Below are 15,993 nucleotides of genomic sequence, written 5' to 3'. Positions count from 1 at the left end.
CTTCGGGCGCCTGCAGACCATGATCAGCAACGAACTCAAAGCCACCATCCAGGGCGCCTACTCGCGTTTTCTCGAAGCCAAGAGCCTCAAGCCGCGTTATGGCCAGCGCCTGATGATCGCCGAAGTGGCCAAGGTACTCGGCGACATCGCCTGCGACGACGAAGGCCGCCGCGCGGGCGAGCCTGCCGTGGTCGCGGTCGAGGCGGGTACCGGTACCGGCAAGACGGTCGCCTATAGCCTGGCCGCAATCCCGGCCGCCAAGGCGGCTGGCAAGCGCCTGGTGATCGCCACCGCGACCGTGGCCCTGCAGGAGCAGATCGTCTTCAAGGACCTGCCCGACCTCATGCGTAGCAGCGGCCTGAACTTCAGCTTCGCCCTGGCCAAGGGCCGCGGCCGCTACCTGTGCCTGTCCAAGCTCGACATCCTGCTGCAGGAGGGCCATGCGCAATCGGCCACTGCCCAGTTGTTCGAGGAAGAGGGCTTTCACATCGAGGTCGACGAGCGCAGCCAGAAGCTGTTCAACAGCATGATCGAGAAGCTCGCCGGCAATCGTTGGGACGGCGACCGTGACAGCTGGCCCGAGGCCCTGGAAGACCAGGACTGGGCGCGGCTGACTACCGACCACAGCCAATGTACCGGCCGTCACTGCCCGAACTTCCAGCAGTGCGTGTTCTACAAGGCCCGCGAAGGCATGGGCAAGGTCGATGTGATCGTCACCAACCACGACATGGTCCTGGCCGACCTGGCCCTGGGTGGCGGCGCGGTGCTGCCTGACCCGCGTGACACGATGTACGTGTTCGACGAAGGCCACCACCTGCCCGACAAGGCCATCGGCCACTTCGCCCACTTTTCCCGTTTGCGCTCCACTGCCGACTGGCTGGAGCAGACCGCCAAGAACCTGACCAAGCTGTTGGCCCAGCACCCGTTGCCGGGCGATCTGGGCAAGCTGATCGAGCAGGTGCCGGAGCTGGCGCGGGAAATCCGCACCCAGCAACAGTTCATGTTCACCTTGTGCGAGCAAGTCGCCGACTTCCGTCCCAGCGAGGACGTGGAGGGGCGTGAGCGCCCGCGCTATCGCTTCGAAGGCGGCGTGGTACCCGAGCAGATCCGCGACGTCGGAATCGAGCTGAAAAAGGGCTTCGCCCGCCTCAACGACCTGTTCACCCGCCTGGCCGACCTGCTCAAGGAAGGCATGGACGGCGAGGTCAACATCGGTATCGCCAGCCATCAGGCCGAAGAGTGGTACCCCTTGTTCGGCAGCCTGGTCACCCGCGCCCAAGGCAACTGGGAGCTGTGGACCGCCTTCACTGCCGAGGACCCGCAAGACAGCCCGCCCATGGCCCGCTGGTTGACCCTGGCCGAAAGCGGCGCGCTGTTCGACATCGAGGTCAACGCCAGCCCCATTCTGGCAGCCGAAATGCTGCGGCGCAGCCTGTGGAGCGTGGCCCATGGCGCGCTGGTAACCTCGGCGACGCTGACCGCGCTGGGCAAGTTCGACCGTTTCCGCATGCGCTCGGGCCTGCCGCGCGATGCGATGACCTGCGTGGTGCCCAGCCCGTTCGTGCATGGCGATGCCGGCCTGCTGCGGGTGCCCGACCTCAAGGCCGACCCGCGCGATGCTGCGGCGCATACCGCTGCGATCATCCGCGAGCTGCCGAACATCGTCGAGGACGCCCGCGGTGCGCTGGTACTGTTCTCCTCGCGCAAACAGATGCAGGAAGTCTTCGACGGCCTGGACCGCGACTGGCGCAAGCTGGTGCTGATTCAGGGCAACCTGTCCAAGCAGGAAACCCTGAACAAGCACAAGGCGCGGGTCGATGATGGCCAGCACAGTGTGCTGTTCGGTCTGGCCAGCTTCGCCGAGGGCGTCGACCTGCCCGGTGCCTACTGCGAGCATGTGGTGATCGCCAAGATCCCCTTCGCCGTGCCTGACGATCCGGTCGAGGCGGCACTGGCCGAGTGGATCGAGGCCCGCGGTGGCAACCCTTTCATGGAAATTGCCGTACCCGATGCATCGTTGAAGCTGATTCAGGCCTGCGGTCGCCTGCTGCGTACCGAGCAGGACCGGGGCGTCATTACCTTGCTTGACCGGCGTCTGGTCACCCAACGCTACGGCAAGGCTATTCTCAATGCGCTGCCGCCCTTCCGGCGGGAGATTTCCTGAAGGCCGGAGCATGATGTGCCGGCCCGTTGTCCACCACTCTGTCGCGGGCCCATGAGGGCCTGGAAGGAGAGCCTGAGCCCTATGATCCGCCGCACCTTGCCTGCTGTTCTCACCCTGTTGTTCAGCGCCTCTGCAATGGCCGGGCAGCAGACGCTGTTCAGCTTCGTGCGCCCGGCTTCGGTCGTCAATGTGGCCACTGAGGGGGCCGGGATGCCGCAGTACAACGCAGAACAGACCGCAGAAGGCGAGGTGTTGCGGCGGGTGGTGTTCAACCCGGTCGAACGGCCGACCCTGCGGCTGAGCCCTCACAGTGGCGCATGGGATTGGTCGGCCGGGCAGTTTCTGACCTTGCGCCTGCAAAGTGCCATGGACTGGGCACTGACCGTCGATGTCACGGTGCTGGGCAGCGATGGCCGTACCCTGACCAGTCGTATCGACCTGCCTGCAGGGCCTGCGCAGACGGTCATGGTGCCGCTCAAGGCCAGTTCCCCCCTGAGCCAGGGCATGCGCGCCGGCCCACCGATGCCCTGGACCCATGAAGGGCAACGGTTGCTGCTGACCAGCAGCGCCGGTGAGGTCGATCTCAAGCAGGTGGTATCTGTCAGCTTGAGCATCCCCGGCCCCAAGGTTGCGCAGAACCTGCTGATCGAGAAGGTCGGTATTCAGGACGACGACCTTGCCTACCAGGCGGCCTACCACGCACTGATCGATGCTTATGGCCAGTCCACGCGCGGCCGCTGGCCCGAAAAGGTGGTCAACGATGAACAACTGAAAGCTGCTGACAACCGCGAGCAGCAACAGCTCAAGGCCTGGCTGGCCGAGCATCACAAGCAACAGCTGGACAGCTACGGCGGCCTGTTGGCGGGGCCGGCGTTCGACGCCACGGGTTTCTTCCGTACGGAAAAACGTGACGGCCGCTGGCACCTGGTAACCCCCGAGGGCCATCCGTTCTACTCGTTGGGCGTCAATGCCGTGGCTGCCGATGGCGGGCGTACCTATGTCGCCGGCCGCGAAGGGATGTTCGGCGTGCTGCCGGGCGAAGGTGACGCGCTTGCCGCCTTTTATGGCGAGGGCAACAACGATGATGGCAATGCATCGTCGCAGGGGCGCAACTTCAAGAAGGGGCGTTGGTTCGACTTCTATGCAGCCAACATCCAGCGCGCCCATGGCAAACCTTGCCCGGCAGGGGAGGAGGGGCAACCTGCCGCGCCCTGCCCGCCCCTTGCGCTGTATAGCGCTCGTTGGCAGGCGCATACGCTCGATCGGTTGCAGGCCTGGGGCTTCAACACCCTGGGCAACTGGAGCGACCCCGAACTCGGCCAGGCCAAACGCATGCCCTATACCCTGCCGCTGTCGATCGTCGGTGACTATGCCAGCATCAGCACAGGCATGGACTGGTGGGGGCGCATGCCCGACCCGTTCGATCCGCGTTTCGCCATGGCCACCGAGCGAGCCGTGGCCATCGCCGCCCGTGACCACCGGGATGATCCCTGGCTGATCGGGTACTTTGCCGATAACGAGCTGGCCTGGGCTGCGCCTGGCAATGACCCCAAGGCCCGTTACGGCCTTGCCTATGGCACCCTGCGTCTGACAACCGATGTGCCGGCCAAGCGTGCCTTCCTCAAGCAACTGCGCGACAAGTACCGTAACCAGCAGGGGTTGTCCAAGGCCTGGGGCATCGACCTGCAAGCCTGGGAATTGATGGAAGACCCAGGCTTCGAGGCGCCGCTGCCCAACCCCGAGCACCCTGAGATCGAACGCGATTACCAGCACTTCCAGCAGGTGTTCGCCGAAACCTATTTCAAGACCATCGCCGATTCGCTGAGCTGGCATGCGCCCAACCACCTTCTGCTGGGCGGGCGCTTTGCCGTCAGCACACCCGAAGCGGTCAAGGCCTGCGCCGAGTTCTGCGATGTGCTGAGCTTCAACTTCTATACCCTCAAACCCGATGACGGCTACGACTTCGCCCAGCTGGCGGAGCTGGACAAGCCGGTGCTGGTGTCCGAGTTCCAGTTCGGTTCCCGTGACCGTGGGCCTTTCTGGCCGGGGCCGGTGGAAGTGGCGCGTGAAGAGGATCGGGGCCCGGCCTACGGCAACTTCCTCAAGGCGGCACTGGCGCAGCCGATGATCGTCGGCGCTCACTGGTTCCAGTACCTCGACCAGCCTGCCAGCGGGCGTTTGCTCGATGGCGAGAACGGGCACCTAGGGCTGGTGGCGATCACCGATATGCCATATCCGGGTTTTGTCGAGGCGGTGCGCAAGAGTAACCGGCAGGCCGTTGGTCAGTTGAGCAGCCTGTTGCACGAAGGGAGCTCTACCACGGGCGCGCCAACCGACGAGGCGCCCTGAAAAGGGTGCTTTTCTGCGTGATCATCCAGCCTTGCCCAGTAGGCAAAACCGCCAACTACTGAAACAATGCCTCCCTTTTTCAGCAAGGTCGAACGGAGAACAGGCGGGTGCAGATCCAGGGTCACTATGAGCTGAAGTTCGAGGCAGTGCGCGAAGCGTTTGCGGCATTGTTCGATGATCCCCAGGAGCGCGGCGCGGCGCTGTGCATCCAGGTCGGTGGCGAGACTGTAATCGACCTTTGGGCGGGCAGCGCCGACAAAGATGGCCAGCAGGCCTGGCACAGCGATACCATCGCCAATCTGTTCTCCTGCACCAAGACCTTCACTGCCGTCACCGCACTGCAACTGGTCGGTGAGGGCAAGCTGGCGCTGGATGCTCCGGTGGCGCGCTACTGGCCCGAGTTTGCCCAGGCAGGCAAAGAGAGCGTCACCCTGCGCCAGCTGCTCAGCCACAGGGCGGGTTTGCCCGCCATCCGCGAGCTGCTGCCAGCAGAGGCCCTGTATGACTGGCAAACCATGGTCGATGCGCTGGCCGCCGAAACACCTTGGTGGGCGCCGGGTACCGCGCACGGCTATGCCGCCATCACCTACGGCTGGCTGATCGGCGAGCTGATCCGCCGCGCCGATGGCCGTGGCCCAGGGGAGTCGATCGTGGCGCGTACCGCGCGGCCGCTGGGGCTGGACTTCCATGTAGGCCTGGCGGACGAAGAATTCGATCGCGTGGCCCATATCGCACGCGGCAAGGGCAACGCCGGCGATGCTGCCGCCCAGCGCTTGCTGCAGGTGACCATGCGTGAGCCCGAGGCGTTGTCTACCCGTGCGTTCACCAACCCGCCGGCCATCCTCACCAGCACCAACAAGCCTGAGTGGCGCCGCATGCAGCAACCGGCGGCCAACGGTCACGGCAATGCCCGTAGCCTGGCGGGTTTCTATGCCGGCCTGCTCGACGGCAGCTTGCTCGAGTCCGAATTGCTCGATGAACTGACGCGTGAACACAGCATCGGCGAGGATCGTACCCTGCTGACCCAGACCCGTTTCGGCCTTGGCTGCATGCTGGACCAACCCACAGTGGCCAACGCCACCTTCGGCCTGGGTGCGCGGGCCTTTGGGCATCCCGGCGCAGGTGGTTCGGTCGGTTTTGCCGACCCCGAGCACGACGTTGCCTTCGGTTTCGTGGTCAATACCCTTGGCCCTTACGTGCTCATGGACCCAAGAGCCCAGCAACTGGTGCGTGTCCTTGGCACTTGCCTTTGATCGGGTAACGCGGGTATTGCGCAACCCCTTTGACTATCCTCAATGCCAACGCCTCAAGTGTGTGGGCAAAATTTCTTTCTATTTCATGGTGTATCGCTGATGTCTTCACATAAAACCTTAGCTCTCGCCCTGTGCCTGACCGCTATGACCGGCTGCGCCAGCCATTCCCAGGATGCCTCGAAGGGCGGCCTCAGCAGCTGGTGGCCATTCGGTACGGACGAGGTCGCCGAGCAGGAAGTGAAGCAGGCCGTCACCGAAAAAGTCGCCAAGGCCGATGCCAAGTCCGAGAGCGCCAGCCGCTGGTGGTGGCCCTTTGGCGGTGACGACAAGCAGGCCAAGGGCCCGGTTGTACCAAAAATCGACGAAAAGGCCACCCAGGCCTGGCTCGATCAGTACGAGCCAAAACTGCGTGAAGCGATCAAGGACAGCAAACTGGAGCTGGAGCGCCGTGAGAATGTGTTGGTTGTGACCATCCCGGCTGACAGCTCCTACAACCCGGACCGTCCGAACATGCTGTTGCCTATGAGCCTGGGCCCGATTACCCGTGTGGCCAAAGCCGTCGAAGGCGACCCCAAGACTGCCGTGCTGGTGCTGGGCCACGCCGACACCAGCGGCGCTGCTGCTACCAACCAGAAGCTCAGCCTGGAGCGCGCCGCTTCCGTGTCGGCGATCTTCCGTTTGAGCGGCTTGAAGCGTGACCGTCTTTCGCTCAAGGGCATGGGCTCTGAAATGCCGCGCGCGGCCAACGACAGCGTCGAAGGCCGGTCCCTTAACCGCCGCGTGGAGATGCTGCTGACCCCGCAGAACACCATGCTTGCCCTGATGGCCAAATATCAGCGGCCAGCGCCGGCACCGGCCTCGATGGTCGCTGTCCAGGACACCAAGGCACCCGCTACCAAGGCAGCTGTTACCAAACCAGCCGCCAAGGCAGCGGCCAAACCTGCTGCCAAAAAGCCTGCAGCCAAAGCCAAGGCACCTGCTAAAACCACCGCCAAAAAGAAAGCCGCGCCGGCCAAGCCCGCTGCCAAGAAAGCTACGGCCGAGAAAAAAGTAGCCGCCAACAGCCCTGCGAAGACCAACTGATCGTCAAGGAAACGCAGCCATGACCCAATCCCTGGCCGATATGCGCCGCGACTACACCCGTGATGGCCTGGCAGAAGCCCAGGCGCCGGGCGAGCCGTTCGCTCTGTTCCATCAGTGGTTCGCCGATGCGGTAAAGACCGAGCAGGCACCGGTGGAGGCCAATGCCATGACCCTCGCCACGGTCGACGGTGATGGCCGTCCCCATTGCCGCGTTTTGCTGCTCAAGGGGCTCGACGACCGAGGGTTCACCTTCTTCACCAACTACGACAGCGCCAAGGGCCAGCAACTCCAGGCCAACCCCTACGCTGCCATGACCTTCTTCTGGCCGGCGCTGGAGCGTCAGGTGCGCATTGAGGGGCGTGTGGAAAAGGTTACGCCCCAAGAGTCGGATGACTATTACCAGGTCCGCCCGCTGGGGAGCCGCCTTGGGGCCTGGGCGTCACCGCAAAGCCGGGTGATTGCCAGCCGCGAGGCGCTCGAAGGGCTGGTGAAGGCCACTGAGGCCCGGTTCTCCGACACCCAGCCCCACTGCCCCGAGCATTGGGGAGGCTACCGCCTGCTGCCCGAGCGCATCGAGTTCTGGCAAGGGCGGGCGAGCCGGCTGCACGACCGGCTGAACTATCGGTGGGTCGATGGCCAGTGGCAGCGCGAGCGCCTGGCTCCGTGACGTTCATGGGGCTGCGCGGTAGCCCCATGTATGCTGTCACCACTTCAATGCAGTAAACCCTGACTATCCTCTGTCTAGATCTCCAGGCCCGGCTCGGAGACTGTACCGTAGCTGAACGGAAATAATTTTATGGCTTTGCTACCGTGACAGCCGTCGAGGTGCAGCGTCTAATGGACACCTGACTTATGGAGACTTTACCCATGCGTAAATCCGCTTTGCTGGTGGCGACCTTTACCACCATGTCGTTGTTGTTGGGCGGCTGTGCTTCGAGCCTGACCGGCGACAGCTACTCCCGTGATGAGGCCCGTCGCGTGCAGACCGTGCGCATGGGTACTATCGAGTCCCTGCGTCCGGTCAAGATCGAAGGCACCAAAACCCCTATCGGCGGCGGTGCAGGCGCGATTGTCGGTGGTGTTGCCGGCAGTGCCATTGGTGGTGGCCGTGGCAGTATCGTTGCAGCGGTAATCGGTGCCGTGGCCGGTGGCCTGGCGGGTTCCGCTGCCGAGGAAGGCATCACCCGCACCCAAGGTGTCGAAATCACCGTGCGTGAGGACGATGGCAGCATGCGCGCCTACGTTCAGGCCGTGCAGGAGAACGAAATCTTCCGCGTCGGTGAGCGTGTGCGCATCATGACTGTCGACGGTACCAGCCGCGTTACGCACTGACCGCGCCAAAACAAAACCCCGAACTGGCCAGGCCCGTTCGGGGTTTTTTATTTGCCTGCCCTGGCCCTGTCGCCGGCTTACAGCCCGAGCATATCCCGCGCCACGGCTTCGGCAATGCGAATGCCATCAACACCCGCCGAAAGAATGCCCCCGGCGTACCCGGCACCTTCACCTGCAGGGAACAACCCCTTCACGTTCAGGCTCTGGTAATCCTCGCCGCGGGTGATGCGCAGCGGCGAGGAGGTGCGTGTCTCGATGCCAGTCAGCACTGCGTCATGCAGGTTGTAGCCTTTGATCTGTCGATCGAAGGCTGGCAGCGCCTCGCGGATTGCCTCGATGGCGAAATCCGGCAAACTCGGCGCCAGGTCACCCAAGGTCACGCCCGGCTTGTAAGACGGCTCGACGCTACCCAGCGCGGTGGAGGGTTTGCCGGCAACGAAGTCACCCACCAACTGTGCCGGTGCCTGATAGTTGCTACCGCCCATTACATAAGCGTGCGCCTCCAGGCGCTCCTGCAGCTCGATACCCGCCAGCGGGCCGCCCGGGTAATCGCGCTCAGGGTCGATACCGACCACGATGCCGGAGTTGGCGTTGCGCTCGTTACGCGAATACTGGCTCATGCCATTGGTGACGACGCGGCCTGGTTCGCTGGTGGCAGCGACCACGGTACCGCCGGGGCACATGCAGAAGCTGTATACGGAGCGGCCGTTCTTGGCGTGGTACACCAGCTTGTAGTCAGCGGCACCCAGTTTCGGGTGACCGGCATATTTGCCAAGGCGCGCCTTGTCGATCAGCGTTTGCGGGTGCTCGATACGGAAGCCCACCGAGAAGGGCTTGGCTTCCATGAACACGCCTTTGCCGTGCAGCATGCGGAAAGTGTCACGGGCGCTGTGGCCCAAGGCAAGCACCACGTGGCGCGACTGCAGCTGCTCGCCGCTCTCCAGCACCACGCCGCTCAGTTGGCCACCGTCGATCAGCAGGTCGGTGACTTTTTCCTGGAAGCGCACTTCACCGCCCAGGGCGATGATGTCCTGGCGCATCTGCTCGACCATGCCGGTCAGGCGGAAGGTACCGATGTGCGGCTTGTTGATGTAGAGGATCTCGTCCGGCGCACCGGCCTTGACGAACTCTTCCAGTACCTTGCGGCCATGGTGAAGCGGGTCCTTGATCTGGCTGTACAGCTTGCCGTCGGAGAAGGTCCCGGCACCGCCTTCGCCGAACTGCACGTTGGACTCGGGGTTGAGCACGCTCTTGCGCCACAGGCCCCAGGTGTCCTTGGTGCGCTGGCGCACTTCCTTGCCACGCTCCAGGATGATCGGCTTGAAGCCCATCTGGGCCAGCAGCAGGCCGGCGAAGATACCGCACGGGCCGAAGCCGACCACGACCGGACGCTCCTGCAGGTCGGCAGGGGCGTGGCCAACGTACTTGTAGGTGACATCCGGCGCGACGCTGATATTGCGATCGTCAGCGAACTTGGCTAGTAGCTCCGCTTCGTTGCTGGCTTCAAGGTCGATGGTGTAGATGAACAGCAATTCGCTGTTCTTCTTGCGCGCATCGTAGCTGCGCTTGAACAGGTTGAAGCTGAGCAGTTGCTCATCGCGGATGCCCAGGCGCTGGACAATGGCTTCGCGCAGCGCTTCGTCGGGATGGTCCAGGGGCAGCTTCAGTTCGGTGATTCGTAGCATGGCAGGGTCCAGTATCCCGGCCATGGGCGGCCGGCGGCTTTACACAAACCGCCAAGTATAAGCTGTTCGCCGCCCTGACTGGCAGGATAAAAGTGCCCGGCGATCAGTTGTCGCGTGCACCGCCGTAGTAGCCGCAGCCCTGCAGGGTCTGGCCATCGATGCTCAGTTCGGCGCGCAGGTGGTGCACGGCACCGGTGGCAGTATCGACGCAACGCTGCGGGGCGACCCACAGTTCCACCTGCTGGCCGTTGGCTTCGCTGCTCAGGGTCAGGCCGCCGCCGGGCACTTCCTCTTCCAGGAAGGGCAGCGGCAATGGCTCCTTGCCAATGCGGTTGAGCACCATGCCTTTGCCACTGGCCTTGATGTCCCACTCAGGCTCATGGCCGCTGGCGCGCAGGGTCAGCTGCTTGAAGTTGGGATCTTCGCAGGCGCGGGTGGACGGGTCCAGGCGGTACAGGCGGCGCACCTCGAGCTGGCCGTCGCTGTTGGCCTGCTTGCTGCCGGTGAGGCGCCCGCGCACATCGGCGAACAGTTTGTCACCGGCGTCGTCTGCCAGGTTGGCGGCTTCCTGCAAAATGCCGGTGCCGGCCACATCCTTGATCACGAAGCGACGGGGTTCATTGCAGGGCTTGAACAGCAACTGGCCGCCCCCGGCGCTCAATTCGCCCTGCATGCGCACAGTGCCGATGTTCGGATCGCTTGGTGGGGCGGCCAGCATCTGGCAGCCGGCGAACAGGGGCAGCAGGGCGGTGAGTAGCAGGGAAGGGGTGAGGCGCATGGGACGGGGCTCCGGGATGCTTGCATGAAGTGCAGGCCACGGTACCCATGCCAGGCGCTGATCACAAGAGAAAGCGATTTGGGGCCGCTTTGCGGCCCATCGCCGGCAAGCCGGCTGCTACAGGAACAGCGCTGACCCTGTAGGCGCTGGCTTGCCGGCGATGGGCTGCGTAGCAGCCCTGATAAAGCTAACTGACTGGCCTGAACCCGAAGCCCTTTGCCAGTCAACCGCCCAGGTAGGCGTCACGCACTTTCGGGTCGGTCAGCAGCGCCTCCCCCGTGCCTTGCATTACAACCCGGCCATTCTCCAGCACATAGGCCCGATCGGCGACCTTCAACGCCTGGTTGGCGTTCTGTTCCACCAGGAACACCGTCACGCCATCGCGGCGCAACTGTTCGATGATGTCGAAGATCTGCTGGATGATGATAGGCGCCAGGCCCAACGAGGGCTCGTCGAGCAGCAGCAGCTTGGGCTTGCTCATCAGCGCCCTGCCGATGGCCAGCATCTGCTGCTCGCCGCCGGACATGGTGCCGCCGCGCTGGAGATAACGCTCTTTCAGCCTCGGGAACAGTTGCAGGACTTTGTCCAGTTGCTCCTGATAGTCGCCTTTGTCGGTGAAGAAGCCGCCCATGGCGAGGTTTTCCTCGACGGTCAGGCGGGCGAACACACGGCGGCCCTCCGGGACCACGGCGATGCTCTTGCGCATGATGTGCGAAGAAGGCTGGCCGACCAGCTCTTCACCCAGGTACTTGATGCTGCCGCTGTGCGCCTGCGGCGAGCCGCACAGGGTCATCAGCAAGGTTGACTTGCCCGCACCGTTGGCACCAATCAGGGTGACGATCTCACCCTGATTGATCTCGACGTTGACGCTGTGCAACGCCTGGATCTTGCCGTAGAAGGTGGAGACGTTCTCGAACTTCAGCATTTACGCTTCCCCCAGGTAGGCTTTGATCACGTCAGGGTTGTCGCGAATTTCCTCCGGTGTGCCGTTTGCCAGGGGCGTGCCCTGGTTGATGACGACGATATGGTCGGAAATGCTCATCACCAGCTTCATGTCGTGTTCGATCAGCAGCACGGTGACGTTGTGCGACTCACGCAGATAGGCGATCAACGCCTTGAGGTCCTCGGTTTCCTTGGGGTTCAGGCCCGCTGCCGGCTCGTCCAGCATGATGATCCGCGGCTGGGTCATCATGCAGCGGGCGATTTCCAGGCGGCGTTGCTGGCCGTAGGCGAGGGTGCCGGCGGTACGGTTGGCGAACTCGGTCAGGTTGACCTTCTCCAGCCAGTACTGCGCGCGCTCCAAGGCCTCTTTCTCGCTGCGGCGGAAGCTTGGGGTCTTGAACAGGCCGGCGAAGAAGTTGGTGTTGAGGTGGCGGTGCTGGGCGATCAGCAGGTTTTCCAGCGCGGTCATCTCTTTGAACAGGCGCACGTTCTGGAAGGTCCGCACCACGCCCTTGCGGGCGATCTGGTGGCCGGCCAGGCCCTGGATCGGCTGGCCGTCGAGCAGGATGGTGCCGCCGCTGGGCTTGTAGAAGCCGGTGAGGCAGTTGAACACGGTGGTCTTGCCGGCGCCGTTCGGGCCGATCAGCGCCACTACCTGTTTTTCCTTGACGGTCAGGGCCACGCCGTTGACCGCCAACAAGCCGCCGAAGCGCATGCTCAGGCCGCTGACTTGCAGAATTTCGCGGCTCATCGACGCAGCTCCATGTGTGGACGTTGCATAGGCAGCAAGCCTTGCGGACGCCAGATCATCATCAACACCATCAGCGCACCGAACATCAACATCCGGTATTCGCTGAACTCACGCATCAGCTCAGGTAGCAGGATCATCACGATGGCCGCGAGGATCACGCCCAGTTGTGAGCCCATGCCGCCAAGCACGACGATGGCGAGGATGATCGCCGACTCGATGAAGGTGAACGACTCGGGTGTCACCAACCCTTGACGGGCGGCGAAGAAGCTGCCGGCGAAACCGGCGAAGCAGGCGCCCAGGGTGAATGCCGAGAGCTTGATCACAGTCGGGTTCAGGCCTAGCGCGCGGCAGGCGATCTCATCTTCACGCAGCGCCTCCCAGGCGCGCCCGATGGGCATGCGCAGCAGGCGATTGATGACGAACAGCGCCAGCAGTGCCAGCAACAGTGCCACCAGGTAGAGGAAGATGACCTTGTTGATCGAGTTGTACGGCAACCCGAAGTACTCGTGGAAGGTCTGCATCCCCTCGGCAGCACGCCGCTCGAAGGTGAGGCCGAAGAGCTCCGGTTTGGGGATGTTGCTGATGCCGTTGGGGCCGCCGGTCCAGTCGGTCAGGTTTCGCAGGAACAGGCGGATGATCTCGCCGAAGCCCAGGGTCACGATCGCCAGGTAGTCACCGCGCAGGCGCAGCACCGGGAAGCCGAGCAGGAAGCCGAAGGTCGCGGCCATCAGGCCGGCGATCGGCAAGCATACCCAGAAGCTCCAGCCCAGGTAGTGCGACAGCATCGCATAGCTGTAGGCGCCGACAGCGTAGAAGCCGACGTAACCCAGGTCCAGCAGGCCCGCCAGGCCGACCACGATGTTCAGGCCCAGGCCCAGCAACACGTAGATCAGGATCAGCGTGGCGATGTCGACGGCGCCGCGCGAGCCGAAGAACGGCCAGACCAGCGCCACCGCGATCAGCCCGATGATGATCCAGCGCTGTGTCTTGGGCAGGGTCAGGTAATTGCTTACCGCGGGCGAGATCAGCTTGCGATCCGAGCGGCGGCCCATCACCGAGCTCCACTGCCTGTCGAACAGCACGCGCAGGAACATCAGCACCGAGCATGCGGCGATGATGCCGATGGTGAACGAGCCCTGGCTGTGCACCACCAGGCTGATGCCATCGATGCTCAGTTTCAGGCCCAGCACCGGGAAGGCCACGGCCCACACCAGCAAGGCGCTGAAGAACGCTTGTTTGAGATTTCTGTTCATACTTTTTCAACCTCCGGGCGGCCGAGGATGCCGGTCGGCCGGAACAGCAGGACAAGAACCAACAAGCCGAATGCCACCACGTCCTTGTACTGGTCGCCGAAGATGTCAGCGCCAAAGGCTTCGGCCACGCCCAGCACCAGGCCACCGAGCATCGCGCCCGGAATGCTGCCGATGCCACCCAGTACCGCCGCCGTGAAGGCCTTCAGGCCCACCAGGAAACCGGCGTTGGGGTTGATCACGCCGTACTGCATGCTCAGCAGCACAGCCGCCACCGCCGCCAGCGCGGCACCGATGACGAAGGTCAGGGCGATGATGTTGTTGGTGTTGATGCCCAGCAGGTTGGCCATCTTGATGTCCTCGGCGCAGGCGCGGCAGGCGCGCCCCAGGCGAGAGCGGGAGATGAACAGGGTCAGCAGGGTCATGGCCACCAGGGTGACCACGAACACCAGGATCTGCATGTAGCTGATCAGGACTTCTTCAGCACCGCCTGGCCCGAAGGAGAAGCTCCCGGGGATCAGGTTAGGGATGGATTTGTCCTTGGAATCCTGCGACAGCAGCACGGTGTTCTGCAGGAAAATCGACATGCCGATGGCGGAAATCAGCGGGATCAGACGGTTGCTGTTGCGCAGGGGGCGGTAGGCAACCCGTTCGATGCTGTAGCCATAGGCGCTGGTGACGAAGATCGTCGCGACGAAGGCAACGGTCATCAGGATCGGCAGCGAATGGATACCCATCATGGCCAGCCCTGCGAGGGCGATGAAGGCCACATAGGAACCGATCATGTACACCTCGCCATGGGCGAAGTTGATCATGCCAATGATGCCGTACACCATCGTGTAACCGATGGCGATCAAGGCATAGGTGCTGCCGATGGTCAATCCATTAACCAGTTGTTGGAAGAAATGGTAGATCTCAGGCATTACAGCGCTCCTAAAAACCTGATTTGCATTTCGCTGGCGGGGGTAGGCCAGGAAACCGCGAGTGACGGTTTTAAGATTTTCAGGTGAACCGGCCCCCGGATCGCGGGAATCAGGTCCATGAACCTCGTAAAACAAAGCCCACTGCTCGCACAGTGGGCTTTTACGGTCAGCTATTCAGTCACGCAGTTACTGAGGGGAGACTTCGGTCTTCGGCTTGCCGAAGTGCCATTCGTAGACCACGAACTTGAAGTCTTTGAGGTCGCCTTTTTCGTCGTACGACAGCGTGCCGGTCGGGGTCTTGAACGAGCCGGCGTGGATGGCGGCTGCCACCTTGTCGGTGTCTTCGGACTTGGCAGCCTCGATGCCTTTGGCGATCAGCTCCACGGCGGAGTAGGCCGGAAACACGAACGGACCGCTCGGGTCCTTGCCGTCAGCCTTGATGGCATCGACGATGGCCTTGTTCTCAGGGTCGGCGTCGAACGACTTCGGCAGGGTGACCAGCAGGCCTTCGGAGGCGTTCTGGGCGATCTGCGAGATCGAGTCGTTGCCTACGCCTTCTGGCCCCATGAACTTGGCTTTCAGGCCTTTTTCCTGAGCCTGGCGCAGGATCAGGCCCAGCTCTGGGTGGTAGCCGCCGTAGTAGACGAAGTCGACGTTGTTCTGCTTGAGCTTCTGGATGATCGAGGAGAAGTCCTTGTCACCGGCGTTCAGGCCTTCGAAGACGGCAACCTTGGTGCCTTTGCCTTCCAGGGTCTGCTTGACGGCGGTGGCGATGCCTTCACCGTACTGCTGCTTGTCGTGCAGCACTGCAACGACCTTCGGCTTGACGTGGTCGGCGATGTAGTTGCCGGCCGCAGGGCCTTGGGCGCTGTCCAGGCCGATGGTGCGGAAGATCAGCTTGTAACCACGGGCGGTGATTTCCGGGCTGGTGGCGGCCGGGGTGATCATGATCACGCCTTCGTCTTCGTAGATGTCGGACGCTGGCTGGGTGGAGCTGGAGCACAGGTGGCCGATGACGAACTTGACGCCGTCGTTGACCACTTTGTTGGCGACTGCCACGGCCTGTTTAGGGTCGCACGCGTCGTCGTATTCCTTGGCTTCAAGCATTTTGCCATCGACGCCGCCCTTGGCGTTGATGTCCTTGATGGCCTGTTTTGCGCCGATGAACTGCATGTCGCCGTACTGGGTCACAGGACCGGTTTTCGGACCGGCGATGCCGATCTTGATGGTATCGGCGGCAAACGAATGGCTGGCTACCCCGGCCAGTACCATTGCGGCGAACAGCTTGGAAATCTTGATCATAGTGCTCCACTCATTCTGTTGTAATTCTTATAGTCCTGGCGGCCAGGGCTACAGACCGGGCGGGATTTGCGGTATGGCCACGCCACACTGCATGCCCACCTTCCCCCGGAACATGTCCCGGAACTGTACCGGTACAGTGTAGAGCGCTGCCCGAGCGCTTGAAAAGCGGGCGAAAAGCGCC

Annotated in this window: 13 protein-coding genes; 6 read left to right on the top strand and 7 right to left on the bottom strand. The window is 63.1% G+C overall.

The window, feature by feature from the left end:
• The first annotated feature begins 19 nt into the window (after positions 1-19).
• The 6 genes from dinG (at position 20) to IWW33_RS05560 (ending at position 8,181) form a co-directional block, all read left to right on the top strand.
• The gene (dinG, locus tag IWW33_RS05585; RefSeq protein WP_115273732.1) at positions 20-2,164 is read left to right on the top strand and encodes an ATP-dependent DNA helicase DinG; all 2,145 of its coding nucleotides are present in this window, start codon (positions 20-22) and stop codon (positions 2,162-2,164) included.
• An 81-nt stretch (positions 2,165-2,245) separates the two neighbouring features.
• Positions 2,246-4,513: a beta-galactosidase gene (locus tag IWW33_RS05580; RefSeq protein ID WP_115273733.1), complete on the top strand. Its 2,268-nt coding sequence runs from the start codon at positions 2,246-2,248 to the stop codon at positions 4,511-4,513.
• Positions 4,514-4,620: 107 nt separating this feature from the next.
• Entirely contained in the window at positions 4,621-5,766 is a 1,146-nt protein-coding gene (locus tag IWW33_RS05575; protein WP_046787732.1) for a serine hydrolase domain-containing protein, read from the top strand.
• 99 nt (positions 5,767-5,865) lie between these two features.
• The gene (locus IWW33_RS05570; RefSeq protein WP_174142046.1) at positions 5,866-6,849 is read left to right on the top strand and encodes an OmpA family protein; all 984 of its coding nucleotides are present in this window, start codon (positions 5,866-5,868) and stop codon (positions 6,847-6,849) included.
• A gap of 19 nt (positions 6,850-6,868) precedes the next feature.
• Positions 6,869-7,516: a pyridoxamine 5'-phosphate oxidase gene (pdxH, locus tag IWW33_RS05565; RefSeq protein ID WP_046787730.1), complete on the top strand. Its 648-nt coding sequence runs from the start codon at positions 6,869-6,871 to the stop codon at positions 7,514-7,516.
• Positions 7,517-7,716: 200 nt separating this feature from the next.
• Complete coding sequence (locus IWW33_RS05560) at positions 7,717-8,181, top strand: glycine zipper 2TM domain-containing protein (protein WP_012313068.1); 465 nt, start codon at positions 7,717-7,719, stop codon at positions 8,179-8,181.
• A gap of 77 nt (positions 8,182-8,258) precedes the next feature.
• Here IWW33_RS05560 and IWW33_RS05555 read toward each other — a convergent pair whose 3' ends face one another.
• The 7 genes from IWW33_RS05555 to IWW33_RS05525 all read right to left on the bottom strand — a co-directional run bounded on the left by IWW33_RS05555 (position 8,259) and on the right by IWW33_RS05525 (position 15,812).
• Complete coding sequence (locus IWW33_RS05555; protein WP_174142045.1) at positions 8,259-9,866, bottom strand: NAD(P)/FAD-dependent oxidoreductase; 1,608 nt, start codon at positions 9,864-9,866, stop codon at positions 8,259-8,261.
• Between the two features lie 103 nt (positions 9,867-9,969).
• Complete coding sequence (locus IWW33_RS05550) at positions 9,970-10,644, bottom strand: hypothetical protein (RefSeq protein WP_115273736.1); 675 nt, start codon at positions 10,642-10,644, stop codon at positions 9,970-9,972.
• A 223-nt stretch (positions 10,645-10,867) separates the two neighbouring features.
• Positions 10,868-11,569, bottom strand: coding sequence for an ATP-binding cassette domain-containing protein (locus IWW33_RS05545; RefSeq protein ID WP_046787727.1), 702 nt, complete (start codon positions 11,567-11,569; stop codon positions 10,868-10,870).
• Positions 11,570-12,337, bottom strand: a complete 768-nt coding sequence (gene livG, locus IWW33_RS05540) for a high-affinity branched-chain amino acid ABC transporter ATP-binding protein LivG (protein ID WP_039604710.1) — start codon at positions 12,335-12,337, stop codon at positions 11,570-11,572. It lies immediately after the preceding gene.
• On the bottom strand, positions 12,334-13,590 hold the full coding sequence (locus tag IWW33_RS05535; protein ID WP_125924211.1) for a high-affinity branched-chain amino acid ABC transporter permease LivM: 1,257 nt from the start codon (positions 13,588-13,590) through the stop codon (positions 12,334-12,336). The genes livG and IWW33_RS05535 overlap by 4 nt, the downstream gene beginning before the upstream one ends.
• Positions 13,587-14,510 carry a high-affinity branched-chain amino acid ABC transporter permease LivH gene (livH, locus tag IWW33_RS05530; RefSeq protein WP_008097482.1) on the bottom strand — a complete coding sequence of 308 codons (924 nt, stop codon included), beginning with the start codon at positions 14,508-14,510 and terminating at the stop codon, positions 13,587-13,589. Before livH ends, IWW33_RS05535 begins: the two co-directional genes overlap by 4 nt.
• A gap of 186 nt (positions 14,511-14,696) precedes the next feature.
• Positions 14,697-15,812, bottom strand: a complete 1,116-nt coding sequence (locus IWW33_RS05525; protein WP_012313074.1) for a branched-chain amino acid ABC transporter substrate-binding protein — start codon at positions 15,810-15,812, stop codon at positions 14,697-14,699.
• Positions 15,813-15,993: the final 181 nt, after the last annotated feature.

The organism is Pseudomonas sp. M2, assembly GCF_015751845.1.
Lineage (GTDB): Bacteria > Pseudomonadota > Gammaproteobacteria > Pseudomonadales > Pseudomonadaceae > Aquipseudomonas > Aquipseudomonas putida_E.
Note: the sequence above shows the minus strand (reverse complement) of the source record. Positions and strands in the feature narration are given on the sequence as shown.

Coding starts and splice junctions, on each gene's coding strand:
- dinG (WP_115273732.1), top strand. CDS start 20: ATGATCAGCAACGAACTCAAAGCCACCATCCAGGGCGCCTACTCGCGT.
- IWW33_RS05580 (WP_115273733.1), top strand. CDS start 2,246: ATGATCCGCCGCACCTTGCCTGCTGTTCTCACCCTGTTGTTCAGCGCC.
- IWW33_RS05570 (WP_174142046.1), top strand. CDS start 5,866: ATGTCTTCACATAAAACCTTAGCTCTCGCCCTGTGCCTGACCGCTATG.
- pdxH (WP_046787730.1), top strand. CDS start 6,869: ATGACCCAATCCCTGGCCGATATGCGCCGCGACTACACCCGTGATGGC.
- IWW33_RS05560 (WP_012313068.1), top strand. CDS start 7,717: ATGCGTAAATCCGCTTTGCTGGTGGCGACCTTTACCACCATGTCGTTG.
- IWW33_RS05555 (WP_174142045.1), bottom strand. CDS start 9,866: ATGCTACGAATCACCGAACTGAAGCTGCCCCTGGACCATCCCGACGAA.
- IWW33_RS05550 (WP_115273736.1), bottom strand. CDS start 10,644: ATGCGCCTCACCCCTTCCCTGCTACTCACCGCCCTGCTGCCCCTGTTC.
- IWW33_RS05545 (WP_046787727.1), bottom strand. CDS start 11,569: ATGCTGAAGTTCGAGAACGTCTCCACCTTCTACGGCAAGATCCAGGCG.
- livG (WP_039604710.1), bottom strand. CDS start 12,337: ATGAGCCGCGAAATTCTGCAAGTCAGCGGCCTGAGCATGCGCTTCGGC.
- IWW33_RS05535 (WP_125924211.1), bottom strand. CDS start 13,590: ATGAACAGAAATCTCAAACAAGCGTTCTTCAGCGCCTTGCTGGTGTGG.
- livH (WP_008097482.1), bottom strand. CDS start 14,510: ATGCCTGAGATCTACCATTTCTTCCAACAACTGGTTAATGGATTGACC.
- IWW33_RS05525 (WP_012313074.1), bottom strand. CDS start 15,812: ATGATCAAGATTTCCAAGCTGTTCGCCGCAATGGTACTGGCCGGGGTA.